Origin of the sequence: Bradyrhizobium genosp. A (assembly GCF_049949275.1) — a bacterium.
GTDB lineage: Bacteria > Pseudomonadota > Alphaproteobacteria > Rhizobiales > Xanthobacteraceae > Bradyrhizobium.
This window is the reverse complement of the sequence record NZ_CP188196.1, coordinates 6,720,510-6,736,160: the sequence shown is the minus strand read 5'-3', so window position 1 is coordinate 6,736,160 and position 15,651 is coordinate 6,720,510. Positions and strand designations below refer to the sequence as shown.

Annotated in this window: 14 protein-coding genes; 8 read left to right on the top strand and 6 right to left on the bottom strand. The window is 64.4% G+C overall.

All coding sequences use genetic code 11. The annotated features are described in order from the left end of the window. Window positions 1–5 precede the first annotated feature (5 nt). From ACP2YP_RS31575 to ACP2YP_RS31555, 5 genes are all read left to right on the top strand, one after another. Complete coding sequence (locus ACP2YP_RS31575) at window positions 6–749, top strand: aspartate/glutamate racemase family protein (protein ID WP_426420118.1); 744 nt, start codon at window positions 6–8, stop codon at window positions 747–749. A 94-nt stretch (window positions 750–843) separates the two neighbouring features. Continuing rightward, the gene (locus tag ACP2YP_RS31570) at window positions 844–1,557 is read left to right on the top strand and encodes a GntR family transcriptional regulator (protein ID WP_426420117.1); all 714 of its coding nucleotides are present in this window, start codon (window positions 844–846) and stop codon (window positions 1,555–1,557) included. A gap of 309 nt (window positions 1,558–1,866) precedes the next feature. Beyond that, the gene (locus ACP2YP_RS31565) at window positions 1,867–2,409 is read left to right on the top strand and encodes a phosphonopyruvate decarboxylase (RefSeq protein WP_426420116.1); all 543 of its coding nucleotides are present in this window, start codon (window positions 1,867–1,869) and stop codon (window positions 2,407–2,409) included. A 5-nt stretch (window positions 2,410–2,414) separates the two neighbouring features. Then, window positions 2,415–3,005, top strand: a complete 591-nt coding sequence (locus tag ACP2YP_RS31560; protein WP_426420115.1) for a thiamine pyrophosphate-dependent enzyme — start codon at window positions 2,415–2,417, stop codon at window positions 3,003–3,005. A gap of 57 nt (window positions 3,006–3,062) precedes the next feature. Then, window positions 3,063–3,845, top strand: coding sequence for an SDR family NAD(P)-dependent oxidoreductase (locus ACP2YP_RS31555; protein ID WP_426420114.1), 783 nt, complete (start codon window positions 3,063–3,065; stop codon window positions 3,843–3,845). A gap of 3 nt (window positions 3,846–3,848) precedes the next feature. On the opposite strand, the gene ACP2YP_RS31550 is transcribed toward ACP2YP_RS31555, so the two are convergent. The 3 genes from ACP2YP_RS31550 to ACP2YP_RS31540 are packed head-to-tail and all read right to left on the bottom strand — an operon-like array spanning window position 3,849 to window position 6,869. Further along, window positions 3,849–4,676 (bottom strand): carbohydrate ABC transporter permease, encoded by an 828-nt coding sequence (locus tag ACP2YP_RS31550; protein ID WP_426420113.1) that lies wholly within the window; start codon window positions 4,674–4,676, stop codon window positions 3,849–3,851. Continuing rightward, window positions 4,673–5,521, bottom strand: coding sequence for a carbohydrate ABC transporter permease (locus ACP2YP_RS31545; protein WP_426420112.1), 849 nt, complete (start codon window positions 5,519–5,521; stop codon window positions 4,673–4,675). The genes ACP2YP_RS31550 and ACP2YP_RS31545 overlap by 4 nt, the downstream gene beginning before the upstream one ends. 7 nt (window positions 5,522–5,528) lie before the next feature. Continuing rightward, the gene (locus tag ACP2YP_RS31540) at window positions 5,529–6,869 is read right to left on the bottom strand and encodes an ABC transporter substrate-binding protein (RefSeq protein ID WP_426420111.1); all 1,341 of its coding nucleotides are present in this window, start codon (window positions 6,867–6,869) and stop codon (window positions 5,529–5,531) included. Window positions 6,870–7,057: 188 nt separating this feature from the next. Here ACP2YP_RS31540 and ACP2YP_RS31535 point away from each other — a divergent pair, with 188 nt between their 5' ends. Beyond that, window positions 7,058–8,002: a LacI family DNA-binding transcriptional regulator gene (locus ACP2YP_RS31535; protein ID WP_426420110.1), complete on the top strand. Its 945-nt coding sequence runs from the start codon at window positions 7,058–7,060 to the stop codon at window positions 8,000–8,002. 33 nt (window positions 8,003–8,035) lie between these two features. Next, on the top strand, window positions 8,036–10,186 hold the full coding sequence (locus tag ACP2YP_RS31530; protein WP_426420109.1) for an ADP-ribosylglycohydrolase family protein: 2,151 nt from the start codon (window positions 8,036–8,038) through the stop codon (window positions 10,184–10,186). A 173-nt stretch (window positions 10,187–10,359) separates the two neighbouring features. On the opposite strand, the gene ACP2YP_RS31525 is transcribed toward ACP2YP_RS31530, so the two are convergent. From ACP2YP_RS31525 to ACP2YP_RS31515, 3 genes are read right to left on the bottom strand one after another with little or no spacing between them, the layout of a single operon-like run. Continuing rightward, window positions 10,360–11,154: an IclR family transcriptional regulator gene (locus tag ACP2YP_RS31525; RefSeq protein ID WP_426420108.1), complete on the bottom strand. Its 795-nt coding sequence runs from the start codon at window positions 11,152–11,154 to the stop codon at window positions 10,360–10,362. A gap of 18 nt (window positions 11,155–11,172) precedes the next feature. Next, the gene (locus ACP2YP_RS31520) at window positions 11,173–12,906 is read right to left on the bottom strand and encodes an FAD-dependent oxidoreductase (protein ID WP_426420107.1); all 1,734 of its coding nucleotides are present in this window, start codon (window positions 12,904–12,906) and stop codon (window positions 11,173–11,175) included. 8 nt (window positions 12,907–12,914) lie between these two features. Then, window positions 12,915–14,129 carry an ABC transporter substrate-binding protein gene (locus tag ACP2YP_RS31515; protein WP_426420106.1) on the bottom strand — a complete coding sequence of 405 codons (1,215 nt, stop codon included), beginning with the start codon at window positions 14,127–14,129 and terminating at the stop codon, window positions 12,915–12,917. Between the two features lie 217 nt (window positions 14,130–14,346). Here ACP2YP_RS31515 and ACP2YP_RS31510 point away from each other — a divergent pair, with 217 nt between their 5' ends. Then, window positions 14,347–15,648, top strand: a complete 1,302-nt coding sequence (locus ACP2YP_RS31510; RefSeq protein ID WP_426420105.1) for an MFS transporter — start codon at window positions 14,347–14,349, stop codon at window positions 15,646–15,648. Window positions 15,649–15,651: the final 3 nt, after the last annotated feature.

Below are 15,651 nucleotides of genomic sequence, written 5' to 3'. Positions count from 1 at the left end.
GCATCATGACGTATCCAGCCAACTCGCCTTCTCGTATTGCCCGTGGCGGCAAGGCCATCTACGGCGCACCGCTCGGCATTTTGATGCTGGAAGCGCGCTTCCCACGCATTCCCGGCGACATGGGCAATGGCACGACCTGGCCATTCCCCGTGCTCTATCGCGTGGTGAGCGGCGCTTCACCGGAGAAGGTGGTGCTGAAGGGCGCGGCCGGCCTGCTGCCTGACTTCATCGATGCGGCCAAGGATCTGGTGCGGCTCGGGGCCGAGGCCATCACCACCAATTGCGGCTTTCTCTCGCTATTCCAGAAGGAGATCGCGGCGGCCGTCGGCGTTCCCGTTGCGACGTCGTCGCTGATGCAGGTGCCCTGGGTGCAGGCCACCTTGCCGCCGGGCAAGCGTGTCGGCCTCGTCACGGTGTCGGGCTCGACCCTGACGCCGGCCCATCTCGAAGGCGCCGGCGTCCCGCTCGATACGCCGCTGGTCGGCACCGAGCACGGCAAGGAGTTTTTTCGCGTCCTGATCAAGGCCGAGAAAGACGATATGGACGTAGCGCAAGCCGAGCGTGACGTGGTCGAGGCCGGCAAGCAGCTCGTCGCCAAAAATCCTGATGTCGGCGCCATCGTGCTCGAATGCACCAACATGCCGCCCTATGCGGCGGCGTTGCAAGCCGAGGTCGGGTTGCCGGTCTACGACATCTATTCCATGATCACCTGGTTTCATGCTGGACTGCGCCCGCGCGTGTTTGCCTGATTCCGGCTGTCCCAAAGCTCTTCACAACCTCGGCTCTCGTTTGCATTGCAATCGCTCCCGCAGCCCCGGTATATTGGGCTGTGTTCGAGCATTAATGCAGCTGATGAAGAGCAACGTGGAACTGGCTTCCGATAGTATCGTCGATCGCGTCTATGAACAGCTCAAGGCGATGGCCGTGAGCTATGAGTTCAAGCCGGGCGAGCGGCTCAACGAAGGCGAGCTGGCCAAACGCCTTGGCGTCAGCCGCACGCCGCTGCGCGAAGCGCTCAACCGTCTCAACACCGAGGGCTTCCTGCGTTTCACGCCGGGCAAGGGCTTCTTCTGCCGCGAGCTCGACGCGCACGAGATTTTTGATCTCTACGAGTTGCGCAAGTCGATCGAGGTCGCCTCGGTCCGCCTCGCCATCAAGCGCGCCAAGGACGAAGACATCGACGCGCTGCTGAAATTCCTCGAAGCCACCGGCCCCGATCCCGGCGAGCGTTCTTCTGTGGAGCTGGTCGAGCTCGACGAGACCTTTCACGAGCGGCTGATGGGCATGTCGAACAACGCCGAGATGCTGCGCGTGCTCCGCAACGTCAACGCCCGCATCCGCTTCGTGCGCTGGATCGACATGGACAGTATCAACCGCTCCAACACCCAGGCCGAGCACCGCGCTGTCGTCGAAGGGTTGAAGGCGCGTAACGAAGAGGCTTGCGTTTCGGTGCTGGAGAAGCACATCGACCGCCGCCTCGATCGCATCACCTCTGCGATCAAGGAAGGCTACGCGCAGATCTACATGCCGGCCGCGGCAAGGTCTGCAGCGAATTGAGGTTCTTCTCCTTCCTTCTCCCCTTGTGGGAGAAGGTGGCGCGAAGCGCCGGATGAGGGGTATCTCTCCGCGCGTACAGAAGCGAGTGGAATGCGCGGAGGCAACCCCTCACCCTAGTGTGCTTGTGTCGACCCGCGGTGATGCCCTCTCCCACAAGGGGAGAGGGCGCAGTTATGCGCATCGCGCTTCGGTCCCACGAGGGACAAGGAAGCAGCTATACAATCCTTCAATACCTGCTCATGCCAGACGGTCAGAGCTTTCGTTTCCAAACGTCGCTAGCGTGCCGCTCGAAATTCACGGAGACACGCGGTGCATAGCCCAAAGCCCAATCCCGAAGCGCGCAGCAGTGACGACTGGCCGTCCGAGCTCTATCGCATCCTGAGAGCCGCCGACGTCAGGCAGATGTCTTATGTGCCGGATGCCGGCCACAGCCAGCTGATCCGCATGTTCACGGCCGACCGCGACGTCACCACCAACGTGCTGACCACCGAAGAAGAGGGCATTGCCATTGCCGCTGGCGCCTGGCTCGGTGGCCAGCGCAGCGTGCTGCTGATGCAGTCGAGCGGCGTCGGCAATTGCATCAACATGCTGTCGCTGTCGGCGATCGGCCGCTTTCCGCTCTTGATGCTGGTGACGATGCGCGGCGAATGGGCCGAGTTCAATCCCTGGCAGGTGCCGATGAGCCGGGCGACGCAGCCTTCGCTGGAGGCGATCGGGCTGAAGGTGATGCGCGCGGAGACCGCGGATGACCTGGTCGAGACCGTGGAATCGGCAGCATGGCTCGCCTACGAATCCGACCAGCAGATCGCGGTCCTGATCGGGCAGCGCCTGATCGGCAAGAAGAAATGGTGATGTCGATGTCCGCTCCCTCCCAACTCGATCGCCGCGCGGCTGTCGCGGCTCTCCTGAAGAATCGCCAGGACACGCTGGTCGTCTCCGGCCTGGGCTCACCGACCTATGACCTGCACGCGACCGACGATCGCGACGACAATTTTTACCTCTGGGGCGCCATGGGTGGCGCCGCGCTGATCGGGCTCGGCCTCGCCCAGGCCCAGCCGGGCAAGCGCGTCATCGCCTTGACCGGCGACGGCGAGCAGCTGATGGGCCTCGGCGGCATCGCCACCATCGGTGTTGCGCGCCCGTGCAATCTCGACATCGTCGTGATCGACAATCAGCATTTTGGCGAGACCGGGATGCAGGCGAGCCACACCGGCCGCGGCGTCGATCTCACCGCGATCGCCACGGCCTGCGGCTTTGCGGCAACCGCGACCGTGCGGACGCTCGAGGAGGTGCAGCGCCTTGCGGCGGAGATCGCCGAGCCGGCCGATGGCCCGCGGCTTTTTGTCATCAAGGTTTTGGCGGAAAATCCGCCGCGTTCGCTGCCCTCGCGCGATGCCGTCTTTATCAAGAACCGGTTCCGTGCTCATCTCGGGTTTGCAGCGGCTTGAACTGGAGTCCTCTCCGGGATAGCTCGCTGCCCAAGCAGCTATTCTGGAGTGAGACCCATGAAACTAACCGGCAAGGTCGCCGCTATCACCGGCGCGGCACGCGGCATCGGCAAGGCCTGCGCAAAGCGGTTCCTTGACGACGGCGTCAAGGTGGTCATCTCGGATGTCGATGCCGATGGTCTGGCTGCAACGGCTGCCGAACTCGGGCGGCCGGACGCCTTGCGCACCCTCATTGGCAATGTCGCAAAGCGCGCCGACGTCGATCAGCTCGTCGCGACCGCCGTGAAAGAATTCGGCCGACTCGACATCATGGTCAACAATGCCGGCGTCGCCCGCAACCGGGACATCCTGGAGATCTCCGAAGAGGAGTTCGACGAAATCATCGGCATCAATTTGAAGGGCGCGTTCTTCGGCGTACAGGCCGCGGCGAAGCAGATGATCGCGCAGGGCACCGGCGGCGGGGTCATCATCAACATGTCCTCGGTCAATGCGCTGCTGGCGATCCCGGCGCTTGCGACCTACGCGATGTCCAAGGGCGGCATGAAGCAGCTGACCTCGGTCGCCGCTGTCGCGCTCGCCCCGCACAACATCCGCGTCGTGGCAGTGGGGCCGGGCACGATTTTGACCGACATGGTGGCGTCGTCCATCTACACCTCGGAGGATGCCCGCAAAACCGTGATGTCACGCACGCCGGCCGGCCGCGGCGGCGAGCCGAGCGAGGTCGCCTCCGTCGTCGCGTTCCTCGCCAGCGACGATGCGTCCTACATCACCGGGCAGACAATCTATCCGGATGGCGGCCGGCTGATCCTGAATTACACGGTGCCGGTGAAGGACGAGTAGGGCCTACGACTTCACCGCGCCCGAGGTCATGCCGTCAATGAACTGGCGCTGCAGCAGCACGAAAATCGCGACGATCGGCAGCACGATCGTCACGGCAGCGGCGAGCATCTCGCCCCAGTCGGTCGAATATTGGCCAGTGAGGTTATAGAAGCGCACGATCGCGGTGACGTTGCTGTCGTTCTGGAGGAACGTCACGGCGATGACGAACTCGTTCCAGGCATTCAGGCCGACGATGATGGCGACTGTGAGCAGTCCCGGTCGCATCATCGGCAGGATCACGTACCAGAATGTCTGCCACGGCCTTGCGCCGTCAACCTGGGCTGCTTCCTCCAGCGCGATGGGGATCGCGAGCGCATAGGTGCGCAGGAGGAAGATCGCGAAGGGCGAGAACATCGCGGTGTAGATCAGCGCCACCGCGGGAATCGAATTCACCAGCCCAAGCTTCGCGAAGATGAAATAGAGCGGATAGAGATAGAGCTGCACGGGCACGGTGATCGTGGCCATGAAGTAGAAGGTGATGAAGCGCCAGAATTTGCCCTTCTGTCGCGCCAGCACATAGGCGCAGGGCGTCGCGGTAACGCAGACCATCAGGATGGTGAGGGTCGCGACCTCGGCGCTGTGCAGCAGGCTCGGCCCGAGCTGTGCGTTGCGCCAGGCCGACGAAAAATTCTCCCAATGCAGCTGGGTCGGCAGCGCGAGCGGATTGCTGCCGATCTCGGCTGTCGTCTTCAGCGCGTTGATGACGGCAAGCACGATCGGCAGCAGTGAGCTGAACGATGCGACGCCGATCAGCCCAAGGCTGAATGTCCTGCTCCAGCGGTCCCCGATCATGTCGATTGCGCGTCGTCGGCGATCTGGAGCCAGAGATACACGGCGGTCGCGCACAGGCCGAACAGGCTCATGACGCAGGCCGCAGCCGCAGCTTGACCGACATCGCCTTCGAAGAAGGCGTGGCGATAGGCGAAGGTTGCCAGCACCTCGCTGCCATAGGCGGGACCGCCGCGGGTGACGATGAAGATGAATTCGAACACCTGGAACGACCAGATCACGGTGAGGATGAGCATGAGCGTCAACGTCGGGCGGATGCCCGGCAATAGCACATAACGAAACAGCGCGAAGAAGCCCGCGCCGTCGAGCCGCGCCGCCTCGATCTGGTCGACGCTGATCTGCCGCATCGCCGACAGAAACACCACGGCAAGGAAGCCCCACCAATGCCAGATGTCGACAGCTGCGACCGCATAGAGCGAACGGTCGGGGTCGGCGAGGGGATCGGAGATCGAAAAGCCGCGCTCGTTCAGCCAGGCGACGACGCCGGTCGCCGGGCTGAAAATCATGCCCTGGAAGATGCGGCCGGTGACCGCGACCGCGATGATGCGCGGCAGGAAGATGATGGACTGCACCACGATGCGCGCCTTCGGCGCCATCAGCAGCGCCGCGGCCATCACCAGCGCGAGGCAGACCGGCACGGTCAGGAAGATCGCGGTCCAGATGAAATTGTTGGTCAGTGCCGACCAGAACACGGGGTCGGCGACCATGTTCTGGAAATTGGCCAGTCCCGCCCACATCGGTGTGCCGACACCATCCCAGATGAAGAACGCCGCCGTGAATGTCAGCACGGCGGGCACCAGGATGATGCAGATGTTGATCAGCAGCGCCGGAAGCGCGAACAGCCACATCTCAAGATCAGGCCGTCCGCGGCGGCAGCGGCGGCACCTTGCCTTCCCTGGCTTCCTGGCTGAACAGCGTCTGCATCCGGGTCAGGTAAGCGTCCGGCGTGATCTTGTTGAGCCAGACCTGCTCGATGCCCTCGATCAGGTAGGAGTTGGTGGCGCCGGGCCAGAACGTCCAGGTGGTGAAGCCGTACTGACCCTTGCTGAAGGCCTCGTGCAAATTAGCGATGGTCTTCTCGAACAGGGGATAGCCGATGCCGCTGAGCATCTCCGGCGGCAGGTCCTTGACCGGCAGCGCCCATTTGCCGGGCCAGTCGCGGTTCATCGCCTCGTAGAACTTGCGCGACAGCATGAATTCGAACACGGCGGCGGCGCCTTCCGCGTTCCGCGAGGTCTTTGCAATCGACAGCGTCGCGCCGCAGGCGAGATGCACCAGTGGCCCCGTGAAGGCCGAGCCGAGGCTCGGCGTCGGCATCACGTCCATCATGGTGTCGGGCTTGGACATGCCGTAGGATTTGGTGCCGAACGACCAGGTGCCGCTCAGCGCCATCGCTGCCTTGCCGTTCACGACCTGGAGAAAACTCTGCTCGATCGTCAGCGAGAAGTAGTTCTTGCCGAAATAGCCCTTGTTGTACCAGGCCTTTGATAGCTCAACGGCCTCGACGAAGGGCGGTGCGGTCCAGGGCAGTTCGCCCGCAAGCGCCTTGCGGACGTTGTCGGGGCCGGCGACGTTGTTGAAGAACACCGTCATCAGCCATTCGTTGACGCCCTTCCAGTCGGCATTGCCTGCGCCGAAGGGGATGATGCCCTTGGCGAGCGCGGCGTCGGCGACCTCTTCCATCTCCTGCCGGTTGGTCGGCAGCTTCCAGCCATTCTGCTTGAACAGCTCCTTGTTGTAGAACAGATGCATCGACTCGTAGTCGCGCGGCAGTGCGTAGAGCTTGCCGCCGTAGACGCTGGTGTTGAGCAGCGGCGCGAGGAAGCGATCCTTCCACTTGTACCTCTCGGCGAAGTCGTCGAGCGGCAGAACCTGGCCGGCATTGGCGATCGCGGTGAGATAGGCTGGACCTGCGGTCTGGACAATGTCAGGACCGTTGCCGGCGACGAGGGCGACCTTCAGCAAATTGTTCACCGCTGCGCCCTTCACTTCCATCTGCAGCAGATATTTGTCCTGTGACGCGTTGAACGCTTCGACCAGATCGTTGCGTAGCGCGGCCTGGCCGTCCGAATTTGCCTGGCCGAACCAGAAGGTCACCACCTTGCGCCCGTCTTCGGCGCGTGCGCCGCGCGGCAGATTGGCTGCAAGCGCTGCGGCAGGAATGGCGGCGACAAGCTGGCGTCGGGTCATGGTCATGGCGATGAACCTCGGTTTCCTCGGTGCGTTGGTAACGATTGTTGATTTTACTTTAGTAATACGTATAACTAAGCGAAATGACGACGTCAACAACGAGGACGAAGCGGAGGAAGGGGCCCGCCAAAGCGGCGCCGGCCCGCCCCACGCAGAAGGATATTGCGCTCGCGGCCGGCGTTTCGCAGGCCGCCGTGTCGCTCGTCCTGAACAAGGCCGAGACACCGTCCGTCCCGCCGGCAACGCGGACGCGCATCCTCGAGGTCGCCGAAGGGCTCGGCTATCGGCCGAACCATCCGGCGCGGATGCTGCGCAGTGCGCGGACCATGACGTTTGCCTGCGTCATTCCTGATATCACCAACCCGTTCTATCCGGGTCTCGTCCGGGGATTGCAGACGGTTGCGGCGCCTGCGGGCTACGACGTACTGATCTTCGACACGGACGGGCGGCCGGAGCGCGAGGCACGCGCGATCGACTGGCTGCTGCAGGGTCGCGCCGACGGCGTCGTCGCGACGTTCTTTCATCTGCGCGTGCCGCAACTCGCGGTGCTCGCGCGAAAAGGCATTCCGCTGGTGCGGCTGGAAAGCCAGCACAAGCCGGATGGGCCGCTCGCGATCGACAGCGTCTATATCGACAACGCGGAAGCCGCCGCCGAGATGACGCGGCTGCTGATCGCGCGCGGGCATCGCCGCATCGCCATGATCCAGGCCGAGTTCGGCCCGAGCCAGCGCCGCGCGCAGGGCTATAGTGCAGTGATGCGGGAAGCCGGGCTATCGCCCGATTTCGTCACCGACAGCGCCTATTCGGAAGAGTCCGGCGCGCGCGCGATGAGGCGGCTGCTCGAACGCAAGGGCGAGCGACCGACCGCCGTGTTCGGCGCCAGCGACGTGCTGGCGCTCGGTGCGATGGAAGCGGCGCGCAACGCCGGGCTCTCGATCCCCAATGACATCGCAATCGCCGGCTTCGACGATATTCCGGTCGCAAAGCTGCTTGGCCTCACCACGGTGCGACAGCCGGAGTTCGATCTCGGCGCGCTCGCGGCGGAGACGCTGGTCAGGCGGTTGCAGCCGGACGGCCTTACAGCGCCCGGCAAGAGTCATGAGCTGAAATTCGAGATCATGAAACGCTCGTCGGTCTGATCGGGCGAGACAATCGAACGTGGGAGTGAACAAGTGACGGCAATTCCTCATGACTACGCGGAGCGCGTCTATGCCGGCGTGCTCGGCAAGCTCATTGGCGTCTATCTCGGCCGGCCCTTCGAGGGCTGGACCTATGAGCGCATCATGAAGGAGCTCGGGCCGATCAACTATTACGTCAATGAGCGCCGCGACGTCGCGTTGCGGTCGCATCATCTCGTCGTCACCGACGACGATGTCTCCGGCACCTTTGCTTTTCCGCGCGCGCTCGCCGACAACGGCTACCCAAAACGCCTGACCGCGAAGCAGGTCGGGCAGGCCTGGCTGAACTACATCGTCGAAGAGCGCGCCGTGCTGTGGTGGGGCGGCATCGGCAATTCCACCGAGCACACCGCCTATCTCCGCCTCAAGTCCGGCGTCCCGGCGCCGCAGAGCGGCTCGATCGAGCTGAACGGCGCGACTGTGGCCGAGCAGATCGGCGCGCAGATTTTCATCGACGGCTGGGCTATGGTAAGCCCCGGCAATCCCGAACAGGCCGCCTATCTCGCCGACCAGGCCGGACGCGTCAGCCATGACGGCGAATCCGTGCAGGCTGCAAAGTTGCTCGCGGCGATGGAGGCGCAGGCCTTTGTCGAGCGCGACGTGCAGAAGCTGATCGACACCGGCCTTTCCTTCGTGCCGAAGGACGCGCTGATCCGGCGCGTGGTCAACGACGTCCGCGATTGGCACGCCGGCGACAACAGCAACGACTGGGAGCGCACCCGCGCGCTGATCGCCGAGCGTTACGGCTACGACAAATTCCTCGGCAATTGCCATGTGGTGCCCAACCACGCGCTGATCATCCTGGCGACGCTTTACGGCGAGAACAGTTTTCAGGACGCGATGCGCATCGCCAACACGGCCGGCTGGGACACGGACTGCAACGCCGGCAATGTCGGCTGCCTGTTCGGCATCCGCACCGGCCTTGCCGGCCTCGACGCCGGGCCGGACTTCCGCACCCCCATCGCCGACCGCATGTATATCTCGACGGCCGACGGCGGCGCCGCGATCACCGACGCCGTGATCGAGACGCAGTCGCTGGTCGCGGCGGGGCTTGCGCTGGCGGGCGCGCCGGCACTCGCGGTTGCCAAGGACGGCGCGCGCTTCAACTTCAATTTCCCGGGAAGTCTCCAGGGCTTCCATGTGAAGGGTAGTTCGCCGGCGCGGTTGCACGAGGTCGAGCTCAGCAACGTTGCCGGCCATAGCCGCAATGGCGAGCGCAGCCTCGCGATCGACTTCCGCCGCCTGGCGCCCGGGCGTGTGGCGCGAATTGCCAGTCCCACCTTCTTCGACAAGGAGGTGTTTTCGATGCCGACCTATCAACTGGTGTCGTGTCCGACGCTGTATTCGGGCCAGCGCGTCGAGTGCCGGCTGGAATCCGAGACCGACAGTGGTCCGGTCGCGGTGCGCCTGTTCGCCAGCGTCTATGACGAGCGCGACGAACTGGTGCAGATCTATGGCGATGTGCGGGAGCTCTCCGGCGGCTGCGAGGTCGTGCTGAGCTGGCGGGTGCCGGAGACGAACGCCTATCCGATCCTCGAGATCGGCGTCGAGATCGAGACGCGCGATCCGCTCGGCGTCGATGGCACGCTGTATCTGGACTACCTGACCTGGGGCGGCGCGGCCGAAACTGTGTTTAAGCGTCCCGACAACAATGTCAGCACGATGTGGAAACACGCCTGGGTCAACAATGTCAGTCAATTCCAGACCCGCTGGGAGGGCTTGCGCGTCACCAATGGCGACGGGCTCGGCTTCATCGCGCAGGGCTCGCGCGACTGGAAGGATTATCGAGTGACCTCGGAGATCATGCCGCTTTTGGCAAATGCCTGGGGGCTCGCGGCACGCGTGCAGGGACGAGAGCGCTATTATGCCCTGATGTTCGATCGCGCCGAGGGCGGACGCGTGCGCCTGGTCAAGCGCGTGCACGACGAGGTCGTGCTTGCCAGCGAACGCTTCGCCTGGGAGCTCGATCGCAAATACAAGGTCGAGCTGCGTGTGGTCGGCGGCGAGATCGAAGCCCATGTCGACGGCAGGAAGCTGTTCAGCGTCCAGGACACCGGCGACCTGCCGTTGACCGGCGGCGCGGTTGCACTGGTCGTCGACAGCGGATCGATCTCGGCAGAAGAGGTGAGGGTGGCGCCGCTCTAGCGGTGGTCACTGACTTCCTTTTCACCTCTCCCGCGTGCGGGAGAGGTCGGCGCGTAGCGCCGGGTGAGGGATATCTCCTCTAGGGGATTGTCCCGTTGCGGAGACACCCTCTCCCCAACCCTCTCCCGCAAGCGGGAGAGGGAGCACACTACCTAATCGGCTTTAGGCGCGCCTCACTCCGCCGCGATCGTCATGCCGTAGCCGAGCCGTTTCGAGATGTGGCCTGCGCAGTCGCGCAGGGCGTGGGCGATGGGGCTGTCCCAGCGGGCATCGAAGGTGCCTTCCGGCCCCATCGCGGTGATCACCAGCGCGACATGGCCGGCATGATCGAACACCGGCGCCGAGAACGCATTCACGCCGGGCAGGGGATCGCCGAGCGCGCGGGCGAGGCCGTGCTTGCGGACCTCAGCCAGCATCTCGGCGACCTTGGCGCCCTTCACCGGCCGCTTCGGATTGTAGCCCACGCCCTGGCGATCGAGCCCGCTTTCGAGTGCGGCGTTGATGGTCTTCTCCGGGAGGAAGGCTGCGAAGGCGCGGCCGGTCGCGGTTTCCAGCAGGGCCATCACCGAGCCGGCGCGCATCACGATGTGCACCGGTTGGCCGGGCTCCTCTAACTGCACCACGGTCGGTCCATGCGTGCCCCAGACCGCGAGCGAGACCGCGTGCCCGATCTGGCTCGCGAGTGCGGCGATCTTCGGCTGGGCGATGCGGACGCCTGAGAGGCGGCGCAGGCTGATCAGGCCGAGTTCGAGCGCGAGCGCGCCGATCTCGTAGCGGCCGGTGGTCTCGTCCTGCTCGATCAGCCCGATACGCGAGAAGCTGGCCAGATAGGGATGCGCCTTGGCCGGCGTCATGCCGGCCTCGCGCGCGAGATCGCGCAGCATCATCGGCTCGCCGCTCCTGGCGAGCGCACGGAGCAATTCTCCGCCGACCTCGATCGATTGGATGCCGCGGCTTTCTCTCTTCATGCGCCTCCTGGCGTGTGGTTACGCCGCGTCGGGCTTGGCGGCGCTGTCGGCGAGATGACGGCCGGCAATGTAGCCGAAGGTCAGCGCCGGCCCAAGCGTGATGCCGGCGCCGGGATAATTGCCGCCCATGATACTCGCCATGTCGTTGCCGGCGGCATAGAGCCCGGGAATCACCCGGCCCTCGGCATCGAGCGCGCGTGCGTTCTCGTCGGTGACGATACCGGCATAGGTGCCGAGATCCCCGACCACCATCTTGATGGCGTAGAACGGGCCGTTCTCGATCGGCGCGATACAGGGATTCGGGCCGTGCATGGCGTCGCCCTGGTAGCGGTTATAGGCCTTCGAGCCCTTGCCGAAGGCGGCGTCATGGCCCAGCGGCGCGCTTGCATTGAACTGATTGACCGTCTCGCTGAACGCCTTCGCATCGATGCCGGCCTTCGCCGCGAGCGCCTCCAGCGTATCGCCACGCATGAGATAGCCGGTGTTGAGATGATGGCCGAGCGGCATCGGGAACGGCGGCACGCAGCCGAGGCCGTATTTGCGCAGCGTTGGGTGATCGCAGACGAGATACGCCGCGATCTCTTCGCCCGGCTTTGCCGCCTTGATCATGGCCTGGACGAAGTCGTGGTAGGAATTGCCTTCATTGGCAAACCGCTTGCCGTCGCGCATCACCGCGATCACACCGGGCTTGGCGCGGTCGATGAAATGCGGCATCACACCTTTCGATCCGTCCTTGCGCGTGGTCAGCGACACCGGCACCCAGGCCGCGGCGTTCGGCAGCCGGTCCTCGACATGTCCCCCGGCGCTCTCCGCCAGCCGCAGGCCGTCGCCGGTATTGCCGGTGGGACCGGGCGAGAAATGCTCATTGCCGGTCGGCGCATGCGGAAACATCTTCTTGCGCCGCTCGAAATCGTGCGGGAAGCCGCCGCAGGCGAGCACGACGCCCTGCCTCGCGTGGACCCGCACGTCGCGGCCCTCGCGCGAAACGATCGCGCCGGTGACGGTGCCGTTCTCGACCGTCAGTTCGCGCACCGGCGAGGACAGCCACATCGGAATCTTCAGATCCTGCGCGGACTTTGCCAGGCGCCCGGCGAGCGCGTTGCCGTTGGTCAAGGTCATGCCGCGGCCGTAGCGCAGCACGTCCATCAGATGCCGCGACAAGCGTTTTGCGACATAGGCTGCCGAGGTCAGCGATTTCGTCACGCGCATGAAGTGGATGATCTCCTTGCCGGAGCCGAGCATCATGCCGAACACGGTGAGCTCGGGCAGCGGCATGCCGAGCGTCTTGATCTGCTCGCCAAGCTCGCGGCCATCGAATGGGCGCGTCACCATGGAGCGACCGCCCTGCGTGCCACCGGGCGCTTCGGCATGGTAGTCGGGAAACACCAGCGGCATGTCGAAGCGCAGCGCGGTCTTGGTGGTGAAGAAGTCGACGGCCTCGGGGCCCGCGCGCAGGAATGCATCGACGCGTGCGGCGTCAAAATTGTTGCCGGCTTCGTGCCGCAAGTATGTGCGCGCCTGCTCCGGTGTCTCCGCGATGCCGTAGGCCTTCGCCAGCGAGGTGCCCGGGATCCAGAGCCAGCCGCCGGAGCGGGCGGTGGTGCCGCCGAAGCGCGGCTCCTTCTCGACGATCAGCACGTCGAGGCCGCGATAGCGCGCGGTGATCGCGGCCGACATGCCCGAGCAACCCGATCCGGCCACGAGCACATCGCACTCGTAAGTTTCGCTTGCGCTGCGCTCGTTGCCGGTCATGTCTCACCTCACTTTTTCAAGAGCTGACATTTGGATTCGGAGACCGGGCGGAAGGCGTCATCGCCCTTCACGGTCTTGATGATCTCCAGATAATCCCAGGGCTCTTTGGACTGCTCGGGCGACTTCACCCTGGCGAGATACATGTCGCGGATGACGCGGCCGTCCTCGCGCAACTTGCCGCCATGGACGAACGTGTCCTCGATCGGCAGCTCGCGCATCTTGGCCATCACCTTGGCCGGATCGTCCGTGCCGGCAGCCTTGATGCCTTTGAGATAATGCAGCACCGAGCCATAGACGCCGGTCTGGATCATGGTCGGCATCACATTGGTGCGGGCAAAGAACTTTTTCGACCAGGCGCGCGTCGCCTCGTCCATGTTCCAGTACGACGCCGTCGTCATGTAGGTGCCCTGCGCCGACTTGAGCCCGATCGCGTGCACGTCGGTGTCGAACATCAACAGGCCGACCAGCTTCTGGCCGCCCTGGACCAGGCCGAACTCGCCGGATTGCTTGATGGCGTTATCGGTGTCCTGGCCGGCATTGGCGAAGGCGACGACGTCTGCCTTGGAGCTCTGCGCCTGCAGCGCAAAGGACGAGAAGTCGGCGGTGTTGGTCGGATGCTTGACGCCGCCGAGCACCTTGCCGCCCATCTCGTTGATGAAGCGCGTGGCGTCCTTCTCGAGCTGCTGGCCGAAGGCGTAGTCCGCGGTGATGAAGTACCAGGACTTTCCGCCTTCCTTGATCACGGCGGAGGCCGTCACCTTCGACAGCGCATAGGTATCATAGGTGAAGTGCACCGTGTTGGGACTGCACAGCTCATCGGTCAGCGAACTCGCGCCGGGCCCGGACAGCAGCGCGATCTTGTTGCGCTCGCGCACCATGTTGTGCACGGCGATCGCGATGCCGGAATTGGGAATGTCGACGACGGCGTCGACCTTGCCGTTGTCGAACCAGCCGCGCACGATATTGACGCCGACGTCGGTCTTCATCTGGTGGTCGGCGCTGATGATCTCGATCGGCTTGCCGAGCACGGTCGGCCCGAACTCCTCCACCGCCATTTTTGCGGCCTCGACCGAACCCGGTCCGCTGTTGTCGCGGCCCCAGCTTGACAGATCGGTCAGCACGCCGATCCGGACCACGTCGTCGGAGACTTGCGCGCGCGCGACTGTGGTCATGGCAGCCGATGTCATTGCCGCGAGCATGGCGCAGGCCAAAAGCCCTCTCATCGTCGTTCCCTCTCCCTTATGGGCCACTTGCCGCGGCCGGTTGTTCTGAGGGTAAATTAGATAATAGCGAATGAATTTGTCAATGGCGAATAATTGAATTATGGCAGCCGCGCGAAAATATCGCGTCGCGATCCTGCGCAGAGCGAACACCCCCGCAAGTTGCAACCCTCTGCGCGATTGGCCATGATGCCCTCTGGAATTTTTGGGGCGCATGGCAATGACGGCAGCAACGGGGGTCTCCGCTGCGGCGGAGAGATCGACGACGGCGCATGTGGTGTGGGCGAGTGCACTCGGCACTGCGATCGAGTGGTACGACTTCCTGATCTACGGCACGGCCGCCGCCCTCGTGCTCAACAAGCTGTTCTTCCCGAGCTTCGATCCCTTTGTCGGCACGCTCGCGGCATTCTCCACCTATGCGGTCGGCTTCGTGGCGCGGCCGATCGGCGGCGCGATCATCGGGCATTATGGCGACCGGCTCGGACGCAAGAAGATGCTGGTCGCGACCATGATCGCGATGGGTCTCGGCACCTTTCTGATCGGCTGCCTGCCGACTTACAGCCAGATCGGTGTCTGGGCGCCGATCTTCCTGGTCATCCTGCGCTTCATCCAGGGCATCGGTCTCGGCGGCGAATGGAGCGGCGCGGTCGTCATGGTGGTCGAGCATGCCGGCAACCGTCGCGGCTTCTATGGCAGCCTGGTGCAGATCGGCTTTCCCGTCGGCGTTGCCGCCTCCACCGGCATCTTCGGGTTGATGACGCAGCTGCCCGAGGCCGACTTTCTGAGCTGGGGTTGGCGCGTGCCGTTTCTGATCAGCATTCTGCTTGTCGGCGTTGGCTTCATCGTGCGGCTCAAGCTCGCGGAAACGCCGCACTTCAAGGACGTGGTCGAGCGCAAGGAGGTGCTGGCGCAGCCGGTGTGGGAAGTGCTTCGCCGCGACTGGCGCAGCTTTCTGCTTGCGATCGGCATCACGGTGTCGGAAGTCGGGCTGGCTTATCTCCTCACCGTCTTCACCGTGGTCTATGCCACGACGAAGCTCGGCCTGCCGCGCCAGGTGATCCTGAATGCGGTGGTCTATGCCGCGATCGTCGAGTTCGCGACGCTGCCGCTCGCTGGCTGGATGTCCGATATCTTTGGCCGCAAGGAGCTGTATCTCGCCGGCGGCGTGTTCTCGGTGGCGCTGGCGTTTCCGCTGTTCTGGTTCCTCGACACCAAGGAGCCGGTGCTGATCACGCTCGCGCTCGTCGTCACGATGACACTGACGCATGCGCTGCTGTTCGGGCCCAAGGCCGCGTTCATGCCGGAACTGTTTCGCACCCAGGTGCGCTACAGCGGCGCCTCGCTCGGCGCAAACGTCGCAGCCGCGCTGAGCGGCGGCTTCTCGCCGCTGATCGCGACCGCACTGCTCGCCTGGGCCGGATCTTACTGGCCGGTGTCGGTCTACATCATCGCGCTGTCGGTCATCACGATCATCGCGACGTTGATGGCGCCCGAGACAGCGCGCGACGTGCTGAGGTCGTGAGCG